The 19620-nt window shown below is 63.7% G+C and carries 13 protein-coding genes; 7 read left to right on the top strand and 6 right to left on the bottom strand.

Features of this window, described 5'->3' with window-relative positions; translation table 11 throughout:
- Window positions 1–9: 9 nt before the first annotated feature.
- The 7 genes from VEA80_RS00895 (at window position 10) to VEA80_RS00865 (ending at window position 16264) form a co-directional block, all read left to right on the top strand.
- Window positions 10–999 (top strand): LysR family transcriptional regulator, encoded by a 990-nt coding sequence (locus VEA80_RS00895; RefSeq protein WP_325058796.1) that lies wholly within the window; start codon window positions 10–12, stop codon window positions 997–999.
- Window positions 1000–1358: 359 nt separating this feature from the next.
- Window positions 1359–12950: a LysM peptidoglycan-binding domain-containing protein gene (locus VEA80_RS00890; protein WP_325058795.1), complete on the top strand. Its 11592-nt coding sequence runs from the start codon at window positions 1359–1361 to the stop codon at window positions 12948–12950.
- Window positions 12951–13006: 56 nt separating this feature from the next.
- Window positions 13007–13333 carry a hypothetical protein gene (locus VEA80_RS00885; RefSeq protein WP_325058794.1) on the top strand — a complete coding sequence of 109 codons (327 nt, stop codon included), beginning with the start codon at window positions 13007–13009 and terminating at the stop codon, window positions 13331–13333.
- 176 nt (window positions 13334–13509) lie between these two features.
- On the top strand, window positions 13510–14274 hold the full coding sequence (locus tag VEA80_RS00880; protein ID WP_325058793.1) for a hypothetical protein: 765 nt from the start codon (window positions 13510–13512) through the stop codon (window positions 14272–14274).
- A gap of 8 nt (window positions 14275–14282) precedes the next feature.
- Complete coding sequence (locus tag VEA80_RS00875) at window positions 14283–14642, top strand: hypothetical protein (protein WP_325058792.1); 360 nt, start codon at window positions 14283–14285, stop codon at window positions 14640–14642.
- Window positions 14643–14666: 24 nt separating this feature from the next.
- Entirely contained in the window at window positions 14667–15557 is an 891-nt protein-coding gene (locus VEA80_RS00870) for a hypothetical protein (protein ID WP_325058791.1), read from the top strand.
- 326 nt (window positions 15558–15883) lie between these two features.
- The gene (locus VEA80_RS00865; protein WP_325058790.1) at window positions 15884–16264 is read left to right on the top strand and encodes a hypothetical protein; all 381 of its coding nucleotides are present in this window, start codon (window positions 15884–15886) and stop codon (window positions 16262–16264) included.
- Between the two features lie 248 nt (window positions 16265–16512).
- Here VEA80_RS00865 and VEA80_RS00860 read toward each other — a convergent pair whose 3' ends face one another.
- From VEA80_RS00860 to VEA80_RS00835, 6 genes are read right to left on the bottom strand one after another with little or no spacing between them, the layout of a single operon-like run.
- Window positions 16513–16878, bottom strand: coding sequence for a hypothetical protein (locus VEA80_RS00860; protein ID WP_325058789.1), 366 nt, complete (start codon window positions 16876–16878; stop codon window positions 16513–16515).
- A 26-nt stretch (window positions 16879–16904) separates the two neighbouring features.
- The gene (locus tag VEA80_RS00855; RefSeq protein ID WP_325058788.1) at window positions 16905–17459 is read right to left on the bottom strand and encodes a hypothetical protein; all 555 of its coding nucleotides are present in this window, start codon (window positions 17457–17459) and stop codon (window positions 16905–16907) included.
- A 12-nt stretch (window positions 17460–17471) separates the two neighbouring features.
- Complete coding sequence (locus VEA80_RS00850) at window positions 17472–18209, bottom strand: sigma-70 family RNA polymerase sigma factor (RefSeq protein WP_325058787.1); 738 nt, start codon at window positions 18207–18209, stop codon at window positions 17472–17474.
- Complete coding sequence (gene fliP, locus VEA80_RS00845; RefSeq protein ID WP_325058786.1) at window positions 18206–18937, bottom strand: flagellar type III secretion system pore protein FliP; 732 nt, start codon at window positions 18935–18937, stop codon at window positions 18206–18208. The genes VEA80_RS00850 and fliP overlap by 4 nt, the downstream gene beginning before the upstream one ends.
- Window positions 18927–19331 (bottom strand): hypothetical protein, encoded by a 405-nt coding sequence (locus VEA80_RS00840; protein ID WP_325058785.1) that lies wholly within the window; start codon window positions 19329–19331, stop codon window positions 18927–18929. Before VEA80_RS00840 ends, fliP begins: the two co-directional genes overlap by 11 nt.
- Complete coding sequence (locus VEA80_RS00835) at window positions 19328–19618, bottom strand: FliM/FliN family flagellar motor switch protein (RefSeq protein ID WP_325058784.1); 291 nt, start codon at window positions 19616–19618, stop codon at window positions 19328–19330. The genes VEA80_RS00840 and VEA80_RS00835 overlap by 4 nt, the downstream gene beginning before the upstream one ends.
- Between the last annotated feature and the right edge of the window lie 2 nt (window positions 19619–19620).

The raw sequence follows: 19620 nt of genomic DNA, 5'->3' as shown, positions 1-19620 counted from the left end.
TTTGGAAGAATGGCTATTCCGGAAAACAAGAAGCCGATTGCCGCCAGCCAGCAGCTCGATTGGGCGGACCTTCATTTCTTCCTCGCGGTCGCCGAGGAGCGCAGCCTCAACAAGGCGGCCCAGCGGCTGCAGACGACGCAGCCGACCGTGTCGAAGCGGCTGGCCGAACTCGAGCGGCGCCTCGGCGCGACGCTGGCGCTGCGGTCGAACAGCGGGATCGAACTCACCGAGGAAGGCCGCTTCGTCGCTTCACAGGCTGCGGCGATGGCCCGTTCGGTCCAGCACATCACCCAGGAAGTGGCGATGCGCGACCGCGAGCCCGCGGGCGAGGTCTCGATCAGCTGCCCGGATGCGATGCTCTCCTATTTCATCGCCCCGAGCGTGCCGCAGCTCCACCGGGTCTTTCCCAGCATTCAATTGCTGTTGCGGTCGAAACAGCAGGAGAGCGAGGCGCCGGCCGATATCGCGATTCAGTTTCACGAGACCAAGCGCATGGAGGATGTCGCCATCCCGCTCGGCTGGCTCCATCACGCCGCGTTTGCCGCCCAGACCTATCTCGACCTCTATGGCGGCCCCAAAGACATAGGCGAAGCGTTCCAGCACCGGATGCTGATGCATACGGGCTATATCTCCCAGCCCGAACGCTGGCGCCCAAAGCAGAGCGCGCTGCAGGACATTCTGGACTTTTCCGTGCGCACCGATTGCGGCACCGCCCTGGTCGCGCTGACGGCGTGCGGCGGCGGAGTCGCCTCGATGCCGACCTATGTCGCCAGAATCGAGCCCCGCCTCGTCATGCTCGATGTCGGCGAGCTCGCCCGCATCCGCTTCTGGCTCGTCTTCGACCGCGAGCGCGGCCAGCTGCCGCGCGTGCGCGAGACCATCGACTGGCTGAAGCGGGTGTTCGATCCCGCTGTCAATCCCTGGTTCAGGGAGGAATTCATCCCGCCGAGCGAGTTCGACGAGGCCATGCGCGAGGCGGGAAGGAAGAAGTGGCGCTAACTTGGGAGAATTGCGCTTCCGCCAGTGCGCTGCATGAAGCTTGGGCCCTGCCGATCGGTCGGACGCGAGCGTCGACGAACGGCGGGACTGTAATCATCGCGACATGATAATAGGGCGAGGCCGGAGCCGCTTCGCTGTTTGTTCGTCCGCCCCGACTGTCGCCGCGGGATGGCTCAGCCGACGTTCGCACAGCCAAGGCCTTGCCTCTCGGCGCAGAGCGCGCGCACCGATCAGTCTACGCTCGCAGCGACCGAATGAAGAATTTTTTTCGGTTCTGACCTAAACAATCTGCGTGATCCGCCGACTAGAGCCTCATGAAGGGTGAGCGGCGCCTCGTTCACCCGAGCGGGGATGTCCAGGTGGCGGCTTTCTTCACAGGGCTGGGAACGGGCTTCGAGCGGGGCTCTGCGGCGGCGCTTGGGCGTCAGGGGCTGTTGGGTTCATCGAGCCTCGGCCGCGGCGGCGAGAACGTCTTCGTCAACGCCGCGACCGGCAATCTCGTCCTGCAGCGCCAGGACGAGTTTCTGGCCGGTCTCGGCCCGGACGCTGCGGTGGCGCGGACGTATAATAGCCTTGGCCACACCGATCATGACGACAATGGCGATCTGTGGCGCCAATCGAGCGACCGGCGCATCGTCGAGCATGTCGCCGGCGTGTCGGTGAAGCGGCTCTCGGCAGACGGGTCCCTCGTCACCTATCTTTGGGACGGGGCGGTCTATGTCGCCAAGGACGGGGCGGGCGCGCACGAGCGGCTGAGCTACGCCAACGGCGTCTGGACCTGGCGCGAGGGCGGCGGGCGGATCAGCGAAACCTATCACGCCGCCGAGACCGGCGTCTGGCGCATCAAGACCCAGAGCGACGACGACGGCAACACGCTCACATTCCAGTACGATCCGAACGACGCGACCAAACTGACGCGTGTGACCACGCACGACGGCGCCTATGTCGAGTACTCCTGGAGCGGCGCGAATATCGTCGCCATCGTCACCGGCTATGACGATCTCGAGACCACGGCGGTGGAGGCGTTCACGCCCACCCGCACCCGCTATCTCTATGACAGCTCCGATCGGCTGGAGCAGGTCATCGTCGATTTCTCGCCGCATGACGACGCGGTCAGCGACCAAGACACCTACTGGATCAAGTACGCCTATGACGGCGCCTCGAGCCGCATCGCCTCAGTGGAGCAGAAGGACGGCGCCAAACTGCTCGTCGGCTACGACAGCTCCGGCCGCGTGATCAGTCTCCAACAGACGGTTTCAGCGACCGAGTCCCGCGTCACCACGATCGCCTATCACAGCGAAGCCGGCGGCGTTACCCGCACCGAGATCACCGATGCGCGGCTGCAGGTGACGAAAATCCGCTCCAACGCCGACGGGCAGATTATCGAGATCATCGAGCCGCCGCGGGTCGAGGGGGCAACTTCGATCTCGCGATATTTCGCCTATGACGCCGGCGACAAGGATGCGGTGACAAGCGTGACCGACGGGGCCGGCGCCGTGACCGGCTATCTCTATGACCCGCGCGGCAATCTCATTCGCGTCACCGATCCGACCGGGGTCACAACTTATCGCGTCTACGACATCGGCGCCGATTATGCCGCCTATGTCCAGCATCCGAGCAATGGCGATCTGCTCGCCTATTATCAGCAGAACATCGCCTCGACAGGACGCTCGATGGCCGATTGGGGCGAGGAGCACTGGACGTTCGCGGGGGCGGGGGAGGGACGCACGCTGCCGCTCAGCGCCTCGGCCGTTTACAGCAACCGGCTGCTGCGGGAGACCACGATCGGCGGCGGCCCTGGAACGGCTTACTGGCAGGCGCCGCAGCACACGCGCTATGTCTATGACGGTGAAGGCCACCTTCGCTATGTGATCAACGCCGAAGGCGAGGTCACCGAGCACACTTACACGACTCAGGCTTCGTTCGGCTCGGAAGGGCTGCTGGCGCGCACCACCGTCTACACGGCGCCCGCGCACGTCTACGCAATCGGATCCGAGCTGCCGACGCTCGCGGCCATGGACGATTGGCGGAACAATCTGGTCGACCGCTCGAGCGCGGCGGTCACCCGCTTCGAGTATGACGCCCGCGGCAATCTCCGGCACACCTACGCCTATGACGCGGCCAGCGCATCCACGGGGCTCGGAATCGGCGACGGCGATGCGGGCGCCGGCGCGGCCGAAGGTTTCTCGCACCGGCAATACGTCTACGATCAGCACGGTCGCTTGCTGCTCAGCAAGACCGGGGCGCAGCAGGGGCAAGCTTTCCTCTATGACGCGCTCGGGCGCCAGACCCTCGCAACCGATCTCAACGGCGCGGTCACCGCGATCACGTTCACGGACGGCAATGGAACGGCGAGCGCCGAGATCTCGACCAAGGCGGTCGTCACGCTCGCCACCGGCGTGAGCTACACCAGCGTCTCTGTGTTCAACAAGGCGGGCGAGCTCATCTCTCGCTCCGACGTCGACGCCAGCAACACGTTGGTGCAAGGGGGCGCGGCGCACTATCTCTACGACAAGAACGGCCAGCTCCGCCGCGTCACCGACGCCTCCGGGCTCAAGAGCTATTTCATCTACGACAAGGCCGGCTTCAAGGTCGCCGAGATCGGCCATCTGGGCGAGATGGTCGAGTACCGGTACGACGCCGCCGGGCGCGTCACGGCGACGGTGCGACGCGGCAATCTGGTGAGCGGGACCCATCTCGCTTTGCTCGACAATCCGTTCAGCGAAGTGGAGGTGACGGCCAATCCGCAGAACGGGGCCGTCTCGGTGCTCCCGGCCGCGAGTGCTCAAGGCGACATCTGGCAATTCTCGGTCTATGACGCCGCAGGACGCGTGATCGAGACCATCCAGGGCGACGGCTCGGTCGTGAGCTACGCCTATGACCAGTCCGGCCGTCTGGTTTCGACCTACGGCTATGTCAACAAGCTTTCCGCGAGCCAGGTCAACGGCTTCAAGACCGCCCCGCCGACAACACTCATCCTGCCGACCGCGGACGCGGCCAAGGACGCGCTGACGCGCACGTTCTACGACCGCGCCGGACGTATCGTCGGCGCGCTCAACGGCGAAGGCTATCTCAGCGAAATCGTCTACGACGGGGCCGGGCGCAAGATCCAGGAGATCGCCTATGCCGGCGAAACTACGGCGGGCCTGCGCGCCGCCGGCAGTTTCGAAGCGCTGAAATCCGGGCTCGCTGACGCGCAGAAGGACGTCTCCAAACGCTGGGTCTATGACGGGCAGGGCCTGCTGCGCTACAGCATCGACGCACTCAATCACGTGACGGAATACGTCTACTGGGACGGGCTGACGGCCGGACTGGCGACCGGGCTCGTGCGCAAGACGATCGTCTACGCCGCCCCGCTTGCGTCCGCGCTGACGAGTTCGGACTATGCCGGCGCCAAGGCCGCGGTCGCGCTGCTGAGCGGCGAGACCCGGATTGGCTACAACGTTTATAACGACCGCGCGCAGCTCCGCTACAGCATCGACGCGGCCGGTGCGGTGACGCGTCTGGGTTATGACGCCGCCGGCCGCGTCGTCAGCACGACGCGCTACGCCGTCATCAAGTCGACGTCCATGCCGGCGGACGCCGCTCAATGGGAGTCGCATCTTGACGCTTGGAGCAGCGCCAACGGCGCGGGCGCGCGCACCACGCGCAACTACTTTAACAGCCGCGGCGACCTGCGCTTCGTCGTCGACGGCGAAGGCTATGTCACTCAGTTCGATCACGACGGCGAAGGCCGCGTCATCGGCGAGCGCCGCTGGGAAGAACATGTCACGGCTGGCGACGCGACCACGCTGCTCGACGTTCACTACGCCAACAAGGGCGCCTCGCGGCTGACGCAGACCCATTACGATTATATGGGCCGGGTCGATTATATCATCGATCCGACCGGAAGCTTCCAGCTCTGGGGTTATCTCGCCAACGGCCTCCTAGGCTGGGAGATCACCGGCAGCTGGGCCGACAACAGCCGCACCGTCTTCAGCCAGTACGATCTCGCCGGGCGCAAGACCAAGGAAGTGCGCTACACCAGCGCTGCGAGCTATATGCAGTCGCTGGGCGAGACCGCGACCCAGCTCAACGCCGGACAGCGCATCACCTCCCAGAACGGCGAATACGCGGCTTTGGTGACGAATTTCGGCGAGTTCGAAATCTATCACAAGGGCGAACGGATCTGGACCACCGACACGCGCGAAGTGGTCGCCGGCGCGAGCTATCGCCTGACGGCGCAGAGCGACGGCGATCTCGTGCTCTATCGCGACGTCCAGGGCCAACCCAGCGTCGCGCTCTGGTCCTCCGGCACCGAGGGCGAGCACGTCGGGGCGAGCTTCATCAGGATCGACAATGAGGGCGCCTTTACGCTGGAGAAGGGGCAAGCGCCCGCCAGCGCGGGCCTCATCTGGTCCGCAGGCACCGATGAGGTGACGGCGATCGGCGAAGCCGGTCCGGCCGCGGAGACGCTCTACAGCTATGACGGGCTCGGCAATCTGGCGACCGTCACCGATCCGAACGGCAATGTGAAAACCTTCGGCTACGACAAGCTGGGACGCCTGGAGAGCACCTCGATAACGGTCGACGGCGAAGCGGTCGTGACGACGATCGCCTATGACGCCTTTCACGCCGTCAAGACGACCGACGCCCGCGGCCATGAGAGTTTTGCCTATTTCGATCAGTTGGGCCGCCTGACGCTGGCCGTCGACGCGAAAAACTACGCAACAGCGACGCTCTACAACGCCTTCGGCGAGGCGGCCTCGGTCACGCGCCACTACGCCGAGACGAGCGCGCCCACGACAGCGGCCAAGCCCACGTTGACGCCGCACGATCTCGACGCCGTCACCCACTATGTCTACGACAAGCTTGGCCGCGTGACGCTCACGGTTGACGCCGAGCGCCACGCCACGGCGAGCGCCTACAACGCCTTCGGCGAACTCGCCGAGATCGTCCGTTACAGCGCCAAGGCCGCCGCGCCCGCGCCCGGAGGCGAGTACGCGCCGCCGAGCGCCGACGCGCTGCATGACGCCAAAACCACCTTCGCCTACGACCTGCTCGGGCGTGTGACGGCGACGACCGACGCCGAGAACAAGACCGAAAGCTATGCGCTGAACGCCCACGGCGAACGCCTCAGCGTCGTCAACAAGGCGCAGGGCGAGACGGCCTATGTCTATAACGGGCGCGGCCTCGTGGTCAAAGAGACGAAGACGGTCGAGCTTGCCGGCGCCGCAACAGAGACCATCGTCAACACGTTCGAGTACGACGATCGCGGCAATCTCCTGAAGAAAATCGAGGGTTACGACGCGCTGACGCAGACGGCGCTGCGCACGACGCGCTACGAGTACGACAAGCTCGACCGCCTGATCCGCATCGTCCACGACGCCCAGAGCGTGGCCGCCTCCTCGACCGCGGCGCTCACGAGCGCGACGCCGACCGAGACGTTCCACTACGACAAGAACGGCAATCTCATAGAAAAGCGCGACGCCGCCGGCGCGCGCACGCTCTATTGGTACGACGCGCTCAACCGGCTGACGCATCAGCTTAGCGCATCCGGAACGCTGACGCGGCGCTTCTACGACAAGAACGGCAATGTGACCCAGACCCGGGTCTATGCGAACCAGCTCGTCTTGCCGGCGAACGCCACCGGCGAACCGCCCGGCGAGCCGAGCGGCGCCTATAGACGCGAACTCTTGGTTTACGACGCGCTCAATCGCATGGTGTCGCGCACCGTTCCCGATGTGAAGACCGCGGAAATGGACGCCGGATTCGCGATTGGCGCGCAGGACCTCACGACCAGCTACGATTACGACGCGCGCGGCAATGTCGTGCGCACGATCGACGCCCGGGGCGGGGAGAGCTACGCCTGGTTCGACCGGCTGAACCGCAAGACGACGCAGATCGACGCCGCGCTCTATCGCAGCGACTGGAGCTATGACGCCGACGGCAACGTGCTTATGGAAACGCGCCACGCGCTGCAATCGGCTGCGCCGACGTTCGGGTCCGCGGCGCCCGCAGCGCCCGCGCCGTCGAGCGATGACCGCATCACCGCGTTCAGCTACGACCGGATGGGCCGCAGGCTGACCGAACGGCGCTTGAACGTTGCCGTTCACGCCTCCTTCAACCGGCTGCAGAATCCGGGCGGTTATCCCAAACAGGCTTTTTCCAGCACCGCCGCTTATGAATCGGGCGGCGTGCCTGGCTGGTATTTCTGGACCGATGACGCAAACGGCGCGCATATCCATGGCGCCAACGCGATCGCCGGCGCCCAATGGCTCGCAAGCGGCGATCAGAGCACGTTCGTGGTCCAGCAATCGGATGCTGAGGCGGGCTCGGTCTACGATCTCGGACAGATGGTGTCGGTGACGCCAGGCGAGACCTATACGTTCTCGGCTTATACGGGCGCCCATCGCGCCCATGTCGAAATCTGCATCGCCTGGCGCGACGCCTCGGGCCAGGTCATCTCGACGGCGCACGGCGCTGGGCCAGAGGCCTGGAACGAAGCCGAGGCCGCGGGCGGGCAATCGCTTTCGGGCTACAAGCGCATCTGGGTCGAGGGTGAGGCGCCGGCGAGCGCGGTGAGCGCTTCCCTCATCGTCCGCAAGCACGCGACGATCAGCGGCGCGGACAGCTGGATGTTCGTCACCCGGCCGCAGTTCGAGCTCTCCGCCGCCGGCCCCTCGACATGGGCCGAAACCGGGCTCGGCACGGTTCTGGTCGATTCGGTCATTACGTATGAATACAACGCGCTCGGCCAGGTCCTGGCGAAGGTCGAGGCGAGCGGCGAGCGGACCGATTACACCTATGACGACGCCGGCAGGCTGCGGAAGGAAGAACGCGCCGCGTTCGTCGATCATCTCGGCGCGGCGGTGCGGCCCACGCTCGATTACGCTTACGACGCGCTCGGCAACCTGACCGAACTGCGTCAGCTCGGCGCCGGGAGCCTTGCCGACCGCGTCACTACTTATGAGTACGGCATAGGCGGCCGGCTGCTGCGCATGCAGGACGCGGGCGATTTCACGCGTCACTACTTTTACGACGTCGCCGGACGGGTAACGCGCGAGGAATATAATCGCCTCGACTTGAGCTCGGGCGCAGTGCGCAACGAAGCGATCGGCTCGGACTACGATCTTGAAGGCCGCGTCGTCGCGCAGGGCATGCTGCTGCGCCCGAGCGGCAGTACGACGAGCTGGACGCGCAATGCGGCGGTCACCGGCGGCGAGGCGATCGATACGACCCATACGCAGTACAACGCCTTCGGCGAGGTGTCCGCGCGCGGGACCAACGGCGTTTACGCCGAGAGCTTCGAATACGACGCGGCCGGCCGATTGCAGCGGACCAACGCCGGCGACGGCGTCTGGAAATACTTCATGTACGACGCGGCGGGCAATCAGACGCTCGCGCTCGCCTCGGCCGGCGCCGATTTCGCCGCTGCCGGCCTCGACACGCTGGACGAGGTGTTGGCGCTCTGGTCGGCGCCCGCCGATATCGCGACAACGAATGTGAGCGGCGTCGTCGCCACCATTACGAAGTACGATGCGCGCAACCAGGCGACCGAAGTGCTGGAGCCCAAGCGCCAGCGCAACGCGACCACGTCTGACGACCTCGTCACCACCCGCGCCTACAACGCCTTCGGCGAAGTGGCGTACGAGATCAATGCCGCCGGCGCGCGGTTCGACTACAGCTACAACACCATGGGCCGGGTGATCAAAACCGAGAGCCCGACGGTTTCGATCACGGGCGCCACCGGCGTCGTCACCAGCAATTATCGCCCGACCGAACATCGCTACTATGACGCCAGCGGCCGCCTCGTCGCGCACCGCGACGCCAACGGCAACCTGACGCAGATGAGGTTGCTCGCCGGCTCTGGCTATGGCGGCGCTGAAGCGCTCGTCACCTATACGCTCGCCCCTGACGGGGGCGAAAGCCACATCGGCTATGACGTTCATGGCGATGCGCGAAAACTCACTGATCAACTCGACCGTGTCACGCTGCAGAATTTCGACGCGATGGGCCGGCTTGTCGAAATCGTCCGGCCGTGGACGCTGACCGGCGGCGCGACGAACTATACCGAATCATATGCCTTTGACGGACTCGGCCAGCGGACCGCCCACTGGAATAACTTCCTCGGCCTCGCAAATGCGCAGACTACCCAATACGACCATCAGGGCCGCATCGTCGCGCAGGTCGCGATGGGCGGCGATCAAACCACGTACGCCTACGCCTGGTCAGGAACGACCTCGACCGCAGGCATGGGCGTGTTCGGCGGCTGGACGCAGACCACCACCTACGCCAACGGCAAGAGCGTCACCGATAAGACCGACGCCTTCGGCCGCACGGTGCAGCACGTCAACATGGCGAGCCTCGGCAGCGATTTCAGCTACGACAAGGCAGGGCGGCTGACCCAGCGGTCGGGCGGAGACGCCATCAGCTACAGCTATTTCAACACCGGCCGCGCGGCGAGCTCTTCTTCGACTACAGCGGGCGTCACGCGCACGGCGAGCTACGGGTACGACAAGCTCGGCAACGTCACTGTCCAGCAACTGACCGCGGGCGCCGAACAATGGCAAAACGCGACCGCGTCCTATGATGCGCTCGGGCGGCTGGTCTCGTGGAGCGAAGCCGGCAGCGCCTATACGCCCGCGGCCTCCCTCAACTACGAGTATGACGCCAACGGCAATATCCGCCGTTCGCTCGCATCCTATCGCGTTGTGGATTCCCATGGCGCGTTCGCTGCGAACGCTTCGACACAGGATTACTGGTACCGCTATGACGCGATGAACCGCGTCGTGACGCAGAAGGGAGAGCTCGTCGGAACGACTATCGTGCGCGGGGAGCATGGCGCCGACTTCACTTACGACGCGGCCGGGCAGCGCGTGTCGATGTATCGCACTTTTGAAGACCAATACATGTACAACGACCCGGAGGTCCCGGGCGACCACTACCAGGTGCCGTTCACCAACGAACACGTCGAGTACTACATTTACGACAATGGCGGCCGGCTCACCCAAGTGAAGGTGAGCGAAGGCTATTACGAGATCGACCACCCCTATTACACATATTACGGGCCGAGCGGGGTGTCGGGCGCAACCGTGCGCGGCGCATTCGTCTATGACGCCATGGGCCGGATGACGAGCCAGACCGATTACGGCGGCATGTCCGGGACGCAGGTGTTCTATAGCCGCGAGCTCACCTATAACGCCAAAAGCCAGGTGATCAGCGACGAGGGCAGCACGCGCCAGGGCTCCGACGTTTTCACATCCGAGTCGACGTACGATTACGGAACCGGATCCAGCTACGCGCTGGGCGCCGCTCTGTCGATCGAAACCGACAATTGGAAGAACGGTAGCCCCGAAAAGACGACGCTCACGACCAACACCTATGTCTGGGCCGACGGCGCTGTGCAGAGCGCTGTCGCCTACGATTCCGACACTGGCGATGGCGGAAACCAGATCAACACTTCGACCTACAGCTACGCCACCGTCGGGGGCCAGCTGCAGATGACGCAGGCGGCGATCATCGATGGGCGCACATTGTTCGGCGGCCGCCGCTTCAGCCTGTTCAGCATGATGGCGGGCGGGCCGCGCACCGCAACGTTCAAGAGCGATCTCAACGGTCAGGTGATCCGGCGCGATGAGAGCGATTCCCACACCACCGGCGATCCGCACGAATTCTGGTATCGCTTCGCCGGCAAGCAGCTCGGCTATGTCGGCAATAACGGCACCAGCGACATCGACTATCGCGCCTCGACCACAGAGCGAGCCGCCGGTACAGGCTCCGGTCCTTTCCGCAACGGCTCGAGCGCCAGCGTTGCCCACGCCGACTTCGACCAATCGCTGTCGCCGATCAATTCATACTACCAAGGCTCATCGACCGGCGTTTACACCGTGCGCGGCGGCGACACCCTGCAATCGATCGCCGCCACTCTCTGGGGCGATTCATCGCTCTGGTACAAGATCGCCGACGCGAACGGCCTCTCCGGCCAGTCGGCGCTGATCGAAGGCCAGACGCTCATCGTGCCGCAAGGCGTGATGAAGAACACTCACAGCGCCTCGACCTTCAGCCCCTACGATCCGACCGAGGTCTTGGGCGACACCGCGCCAACAAGGCCCAAGCCGCCGAAGAAGAACAACTGCGGCGTGTTCGGACAGGTGCTATTGGTCATCATCGCGATTGCTGTGACCGCGATGACAAAAGGCGCAACGGCGAAATTCTTCGCGGGTATTTTTGGCAAGGGCACGGCGGCGGCGGCTGTCGCAGGAGGCGCGGCTGCAGGGGCGGCTGGCTCGATCGCAAGTCAGATGGTCGGCGTCGCGACGGGAATTCAGGACCAGTTCTCCTGGAACGCTGTGGCGATGGCCGCCATCGGCGGCGGCGTCGGGGCGAGCGGGATCGGCGAGTCGATCGCCTCCAAATTCCCCGGCTGGTCGCAGACGTTCGTGGCGGGCGCAGCCAACAACGCGGTCACGCAGGGCATCGGCCGCATAATCGGCGCTCAGGACAAGTTCTCGTGGGCAGGCGTCGCCGCCGCCGGCGTCGGTGCTGTGGCGTTCGACTTTGCATCTCGACATTTACCCGGCGCCGCCCACAGAGCCGTGATCGATGGCGTCAAAGGGCCGGTCGAGATCAATGTACCAGCCACCCAGACCAATCTGCGCATGGCGAGCATGGCGCAGCTCGTCGCCGATGCGGGCGCACGTTCGCTGATCGAAGGCAGCGACTTCGGTGACAACGTTCTGGCGGCGCTGCCGAACTTGATAGGACAGACAATTGGGGAAGCGATAGCCGGGGGAATAAACCGCAGCGCCGACCGCAGACGCGAAGCGCGTGTGGCTGAAGAGGGTCAATACGCAGGACTTGAATATGGCTTGCCGACTGCCGGCGAAGTGCTGGCTGGCGATCCTACGACGCGTCAACCGATCCTCGATTCGTTCACCGCCATGACGGGGCATGTCGTGGATTCGGATGGGCGGATCGTCATGGATCCGTCCTTCGAGCAATACCTTGAGGCGAACCCCGCGACGGCTGCCGAAATAGCGCAGTCGCGCGCAGGCATCGTGGCGGCGGTGCAATCGGGCGACCTGAACGTGTCCTACGATTTCGGCTACTACAACGACGCAATCAGAGATGCGTATTCCGCCGATCGCAACAATCCAGCGCTCACCCAACTCGCCACAGATCGGGCCGTCAAGTCGGTAGTGGGGCTGGGCGATACCCGGGGAGCCGCTCTGCTCGCGCTCAACCATTATGGCGCGACATCACCCGACGCGGCGCTTGTCAACCTCGTAGTTGCCAGGGCGTCGGGCAACAGATCAGTGAATTACTCATCTGCCGACAGGTCGATAGCGCGCAGGGCGGAGCGGGATGTGCGGCAGATGTTCCGCTATCGCGAGCGGTTCTATGATGGGATGGCCAGGACCGCAATCGCGCTGTCGCGTTTTGAGTCCTATGCCAACGCCAATGGCTCTGTCCGCATGCAAGGCGCGGCGTCCGACATGAGGACCGCTTTCAATTCCGGCCGTATAATCATCATGCCGAGGACGAACTTGGTAACAGCAGATGGCGCGGTGGCGTCGATGGAGCAGCTTGGAGTGGGCGCCCAATCCGTCATTCACGTCTACCGGGCGGGCGTTAACAATAGAGCAAGCGCCTACGGCTTCAATCTATTCCATGAGTATTTTCACACCACGGCGGAAAATTCCAACGTCATTGGAATCGAGAGGGGAATAAGGATTCCGACGGACGCGACCCCGAGGCCAGACGACTACAGCTTCTACGATAATCCAGCCGATGTAACCGCCAATGCGCGTCAGCAGCGGGTGGGATGGGAGCTGGGGCGCCGCCTCGCCGGGACCGCGACCACTACACGCGCGCCCGTTTCCGGCGGTGGCGTTGTCGCCCATACCCTGGCAGACTGGGGACCGTTCAATTCGGTTGTTAGAAACATATGGAAGCCTTTGGGCCTCTAGCGGAGCGTCCCCGGATGCGAGTGAGAACCTGGCATGGATGGCTTGCCTGCGCGACGTTGCTGGTGCTTTCGGCCTGCGTATCTGCCGATCGCCGCGAGCCGCAGGTCGTTATCGGCCGCATTTTCCGGTTGATTCCCGAGGGGGCCAGCGAGTCCGCTTATGGGGCGCAGTGGACCCGTTTCGTTTACGAAGTGCGCCCTCAAGACAGGCTGGAAGCGCCGATATTTCTCATCGTGCTGTCGTCGTGCCCGTTCGATCATGGCCACCCGGAGAGCATCGATCCGACTCAGCTCTATAGGATAGAATACGTGAGTTCTCCCGATTTTCGGCAAAACGATCCCCCGCATTCCGAGCTCGTCACGACCAAATGCGAGAGAGTCTAGAGTCTCGTTCGAAAACTCTCGGGCAGACTATCGGCGAGGCTATAGCTGGCAGTATGACGGGCCGAGGCGCCAGTAGGACGGCCCCACCTAACACAGGCAAAACCCAACAAGCTGAGCCCACGCCCAAGGGTGTGACCTCTGGTGTTGTGGATTTGCCCCAGAGTACAGGAGCAGACTTGGGGGCACCGCCGCCCATTGATGGGGCCCTGGAGGGATCGCCGGGCTACAACGCTCTTAGGCAAATTCCAACTGCAGCAGAGCGTTTGGAGGCGGCAATTCCGGACGCCATCGCTCAAATCGAGCGAGCAGCGCTCAATCCAACCTTGAACCCGGCAGAACTCGCCGACCTTCAGGCGTCGATCGACACCCTCCGCAGTGGGGGTATCCAGTATCGATTCGAAGCGATACGAAACCAGCCTACCGCCGCAGGTGGCGCGAAGACGGAGAACGGGAGAAGTACAATTACGATCAACCCGTCGGCACCCACGCTCTTCTACTCGGATGGTTCGGTGAACATCGAGTCCTTGGCCCGGTTCCTCGTCCACGAAGGACGTCACGTGTACGACAATCAAGTCTATTCCCTGCAAAATGGACCATCGAATATTGACGAGGTGCGTCGTACGGAGCGGAATGCATATCGGACGCAGGCCGCCTACGAAAGAGCGGTTGGCATGGTCTCGTATACGGTGAATCCAATGACTGGCGCGACCGTGCCGTTTTCGAGCGCTACTTCAAATTTCGCGGCTGAACGATCGGTCGTGTCGTGGGTAAATGCGGCGGCGATCTCAGCGACTGAAGCAAACTCTCGCATTGACCGAAATTATCAGGATTACCTAAATCGACTTTCGGCGCATGATGCTAGGTATGGGACCCATACTACGCCACTTCCCAGGCAACCTTACGTTCCAGTGCCGACTTATAGCCCGCCAAGCAGTTATTGAGGGTCGCGATGCAACGCACAATCAGTGTGCTAGCCATGTCAGCTATTAGCCTCGCCACGGCATCGTGCGCTAATGTCAACGGATTAGGGAGCGCGCAGCAGATGAACGAGAGCAGTTCTCAATTGTTCTTAGCGTTTTTCAGTATGGACGCTGGCTATACGCTGTCTCCCGTCAACGACATGAACGAAGTGATTGTTGCTGAATTTGAGGATGAAAACGTCCTCCGAGAATTCAATGAATTTTTCTCGAATGAGAATCTCGGGCGAAATGTGGGGAAGAGAGTCTACTGCGAGTGCGCGGGGAATCTTTCCGAACGGGCAGGCGGCCGATTTTTCACGGTGCGAGAGGCGCGTCTCTTCGCTGAATAGGAACGATGATACTCGCTCCTCGACGTGATCGGGCAAACTATTGGCGAGGCGATTGCCGGGGGAATAGCCGGTGAGATGCGTGAAGCGCGTGAGGCGCGAGAGCGAAGGGCGATTGCTGAGCGATTGTCTGCGGCCCCGCACGCAGGGGATTTCTCGCCGGAGCAACTGTATGGTGCTGCTGGAGTCATCCAGCAGGCCAACTTCATAGCGGAGGACTTGGAACTCGATCAGACGCCGGAAGCATTGGCTCTCTCAGAAGCTTCGGCCCTAGCGGCGTTCGTGCAAGCCGGCGACGTCCAAAGGAATCCTCAGAGCACGGTTCTTGAGGCCAATGCGGCCGCTGTCGGGGTGACCCGCGTACTGGCCGGCGATGAAACGGCGGCTCAAATCGCCGTGGCGTTGCAACAAATGCCGACAGACGAGCAGATTCCGATAATCGTGACGGCGAGTCGGCAGGCGCGGGCATCTGGAGGACGGAGCGTTGCATCGGGCTTAGTCAGGGACGTTTACGAAATCTTACAGGGTGTAGGACGCACGGGCGCCGCGATCGACCAAGCCATACAGAGCAATCCGCTCGCACGCTTTGGTTTGCTCGCACTCGATATCGCTTCCGGCCCTGTTGCTTTCGCGGCCAGCAGCTTCATCATGGCGAGTCCGCTCGGCAACATCATCAATACTGGCGTCAACCGAGCGACCGATTGGATGGTAGGCCAGTTGCGGCGGGCCGGCATGCAGGACCCGCAAGGTCTGTTCTATGCGGCCAGCGGCGCTGTTCTAGTCGGCGGACTTGTTCTCGGGGCGCGGAGAGGATTCCAACTTTTCCAACGCGCGATGCGTCGACTCGACGACACGCTCGATGGGCTGAACTTCCGGCGAATAGGGGCCGGCTTCTTGGACGTGCCCGGTGCAAAGTAGGATCAACCTACGGAACGGTTCGCATGCTGAGCGCAGTGGTTGGAACCATCTCGTCAATGAACATTTCAATCCGAATAAGAACAAGAGTCAGTTCGGAATCACGCAAGACGAACTCCGTGATGTCTTGACTTCAAGGGAGGTAGTTGGGGCGCAAGTATCCAGGATACTTGAGACCCCGCGCGGACCACGGTATGTGCGTGAGGTATCCCTCGGGAGGCAGATTGGCACTGACATGTCGACGGGCCGATCTACTTCGACCCTCACCGTGCTGACGGATCGCTACGGCAATTTGGTCACGGCGTTCCCTGGGTTTTTGGATTAATGAAATGACCTTGGATGAAACGGAAGCGTTGCGTGAGGAGCTCAGGGGCAGCCGCCTTCAGCCAAACGCTCGCCCCTCGGATGGACGCATTCTTGACGCGCTTCGAACTTTCTACGAGGGAGGGTCTGTGTTCCTCGTTCTGACCGCCACCCCAGAGCAGTTCGAGGACGTGTATCGTATACTGGTTGATGATCTGGCCGTTCTCGGATTCGAGTTATCGCGTCGGGATGAGTCTCCCACTCCTCAAAATGTCGAAGTGTTCAGTGTCGCTGAGTACGAGGCGCTGGTGAGTAGTGATCACCGGGAGGAGATCAAGATCGCCTTGGAAGTCGCGAGGTCGCTTCTCGCAGGTGAGGGCGCCGGCTCCGCTGAACGCGCAAGCTAGCAACACAGGTTCGCACGCAGCAAAAAAGAAGAAGCAGGGTGTAGTTCAAGATAAAGCGCAGCGTGCGAGGGGCGCGAAGTGATTGCCCTGCTTCGCAAAATTCACGGTGTGGGCAGATGCACGCACCTCGTGTGCAAGGTGTGAACGGGCCGCGCTCGCTGGCGAAGATCAGAACGATGGATGCGCGCGCGACGTGCGAACGGAACGCGCGCTGTCGTAGCATGCGTGAACGCGCTCGCGATGCATGCTTAAGGGCGCTCTTGCTGTTGGGCGCCGCTGCGGATCGCCGCGACGCAAGCGCGCAGCAGCGCCGAACACGTGGCGTCCCGTTCGATCAGGTCGCCGACTTGGTCGACCAGCTCCTGGAACTTGCTCTCGTTGACGAGGCCAGCGCCGAAATCCTCGGCGAGCAGGGCCGTCACCAGCGCGCGCGGCAGATCTTCGTCGGAGAGCGCCCCTTCGCCGACTAAGGCCTGCAGGCGCCGCAGCGGTCCGGCGCCTGCGGTTCGGCCTGCGCTCGCCGATCCCGCTTCGCGACGGCGCTGGCGTTCAGCGCGCTGAAGCTGCGCCCGCAACAGGATCAAGACCTGATCGGTGTTCGAGACGCGTGTCATGAGGAGGCGTTCTTCCGCGCCATCGTTCAGAGCTCACGCGGCGAAAACTGGCGCAGGATGAAGGCGGTCTCCGACACCGGCTCGCCGTCGTCTTCGCCGCCTGCTTTCAGCAGCGGCTCGCATTGGTTGATGATGAGCTCCATGTCCCGGTTGAGCGGCGGGTTTTCCTGATTGAGGGCGATGCCGGCGCGCAGCGCCTCGATGGCGCCCTGAAAATCGTCGCGGATGAGGCAGCGCAGACCATCGACGAATTTGCGCAGATAGTGAGCGTCCGGAAGCGCATCGAGCCGGCCCCAGGTTTCGAGCGCGTCCTGCGCCTCGCCCGACGTGAGCTGAAAGAAGCCAAGCTGGAAACGAGCGATCGCGAAGTCGGGCGCGAGCGCGACGGCGCGCGTCAGCGACTGATGCGCTTCGATCGGCCGGCCTTCGCCGATCAGGATCGACCCGCGCAGGAAATGAAGCCTGGCGTCCTCGGGGTAGGTCCGCAACAATTCGTCGAGCCGCGGCAGCTGCGCGGCCGGTTCGGCGCCGACCTCGCGCGCCAGCGCTTCCAGAACATCGGTGTCGGCCGTTCGAGACATGATCGTTCGCTCCTATTCCTTGTAGCGCAGCCGTTCGCGCAGCGCCATCAGCCCGGCGCGATGCAGTTGCGAGATACGGCCGCGGCTCACGTTCATGAGTTCGGCGATCGCGGCGAACTCGACGCCATCCAGATAATGCTTCTGCAGCACCGTGCGTTGCGCCGCCGGCAGCTGCTCCATCTCGGACAGCATGTTGAGTTGAAGCTCGCGCCAAGCAAGGCTCTCATAGGCGTCAAGCTCACGCGCCGGCTGCTGCTCCAGCAAGCGGGCGGCGCTCTCGGCCAAAAGACCCAGCGCGAGACCCGATGCGATCTCCGCGAGTTGAGTCATGGCGTCGCCGCTTCGCTCGCTCGGCGTGAGCGAGCGAAGCCGCTCTGCCTCGGTGCGCTTGCGCCAGCTGAAGTGGGCGGCGGCTTCGCTCGAGCGCGCGAGCCCGTCCGAGATCGCCCCGCGAATGCGCGGCCGCGCGAAAGCCTCGAACGGCGGGCCCAGCATCGGGTCGAAGCGGTCGATCGATTCGAGCAGTCCGCCAATGGCGAGCTGTTCGAAATCGCGGCGCTCCAGGCCATAGGCGGGCCGGCGGCGGAATTCGCCGTTCGCGATCTTGCGGGCGAAGGACAGATGGCGATCGAACAGGAGTTCGCGGCAGCTCCTGTCGTGTTCGAGCCGCAATCGGCGCCAGAGCGAGGCTTCCGCCAGCGCCTCGCGCCGCAGAAGCGCCAGCCCCGCGCCCGGCGCGACGGCGCTCACCGGAAGCTGCCGACGACGCCCTGAATGATGAGCGCCCAGCCATCGATGAGGACGAACATTAGAAGCTTGATCGGCAAGGAAATCGTCGCCGGCGGCACCATCATCATGCCGAGCGCCAGGAGAATCGAGGCGACCACCAGTTCGATCAAAAGAAACGGCAGCAGAATGACGAAGCCGATCGTGAACGAAACGCGCAGCTCGTTGAGGATGAAGGCGGGCGCGAGCTTAATGAGATCGACCTCCTCGGCCGTTTGCGGCAGCGGCGCGCCGGCGATGGCGTAGATCGAGGCGATGTCATTTTCGCGAACCTGGGCCAGCATGAAGGCCTTGAGCGGCCGGGCGCCAGCTTCGATCGCCTGTTCTGCGCCGATCTCACCCGCCATGAGCGGCCGTATCGCTTCGCTGTTCACCGCAGCGAAGGTCGGCGCCATGACGAAGCTCGTCAGCAGCACCGCAAGGCTCACCAGCACGATATTGGGCGGCGTCTCAGGCATGCCGAACGCATGGCGCACCATGGCGAGCACGACGGCGATGCGGACAAAGCTCGTCATCGAGACGAACACCGCAGGAATGAAGGCAAGGGCGGTCAGAAGTACGCCGGTGCGCACGACAGAGGTGTCTGATCCAGTCGCGCCCGCAGCCCAGGCTTCGCCGCAGGCGAGCGAAAGTGCGGCCAATCCGGCGAGCGGCCAAACCGCGGCCGCATAGATGCGCGCATTAGCCGTCATCGGAGTTCGCCGCCGCCGCTCTGCTGTCCAGCACCGATACCGCGCCATGGGTGACGACGATGAGAAATTCACGCTCGCCCCAGCCGATCCGGCTTACTTCGGAAGCCGCGCCGATGCGGTGGGTTTCGTGCACGCGCACCTCGCGATCCGCTCTCCCGAGCAGGCCGCCCGCGAGCGGTCGCGGCAGCTTGAAGCCGCCATTCATGAAGCGCCTGAGCGCAAGCGCCGCAATCAGCGCCAGCATGGCGCAAAGGCTGAAGCCGAGCACGAGGCGTATCACGGGGACCTCGACCTCGCCGCCGAGCGAAAGCGCGTGGGCGCAATCGCCGGCGCCCACCGCGATCGCGGCCGCGCCGGCAGCGAAGGCATTCACTTGGAGCGTCGAACCTGTCACGGCGCGAGCATCGTGATGCGCACGCCGAACTTGTCGCCGACGGCGACCAGTTCGCCGCAGCCGATCGGGACGCCGTTGACGCGAAGCTCCACAAGGGCGTTGAGCGGGCAGTCGAGCGTGACGACGTCGTCGGCGTTGAGCGCGTTGAGTTCGCCGATGGTCATGTTGGCGCCGCCGAGGAAGGTCTCGATGACGACATCGACATTGTCCGCGAGTTTGGCGCGCGACAAAGCCGGGCGCGCGCTCTGCTCGGCCGGGCGTGCCGGATTGATCGTGCCGGTCGTCATGT

It is taken from the genome of Vitreimonas sp., from assembly GCF_035627415.1.
Classification (GTDB): domain Bacteria; phylum Pseudomonadota; class Alphaproteobacteria; order Caulobacterales; family Aquidulcibacteraceae; genus Vitreimonas.
Note: the sequence above shows the minus strand (reverse complement) of the source record. Positions and strands in the feature narration are given on the sequence as shown.

Bases quoted from the DNA above. Each gene is read 5' to 3' on its own strand.
- VEA80_RS00895 (WP_325058796.1), top strand. From the start codon at position 10: ATGGCTATTCCGGAAAACAAGAAGCCGATTGCCGCCAGCCAGCAGCTC.
- VEA80_RS00875 (WP_325058792.1), top strand. From the start codon at position 14,283: ATGCAACGCACAATCAGTGTGCTAGCCATGTCAGCTATTAGCCTCGCC.
- VEA80_RS00865 (WP_325058790.1), top strand. From the start codon at position 15,884: ATGACCTTGGATGAAACGGAAGCGTTGCGTGAGGAGCTCAGGGGCAGC.
- VEA80_RS00860 (WP_325058789.1), bottom strand. From the start codon at position 16,878: ATGACACGCGTCTCGAACACCGATCAGGTCTTGATCCTGTTGCGGGCG.
- VEA80_RS00855 (WP_325058788.1), bottom strand. From the start codon at position 17,459: ATGTCTCGAACGGCCGACACCGATGTTCTGGAAGCGCTGGCGCGCGAG.
- fliP (WP_325058786.1), bottom strand. From the start codon at position 18,937: ATGACGGCTAATGCGCGCATCTATGCGGCCGCGGTTTGGCCGCTCGCC.
- VEA80_RS00835 (WP_325058784.1), bottom strand. From the start codon at position 19,618: ATGACGACCGGCACGATCAATCCGGCACGCCCGGCCGAGCAGAGCGCG.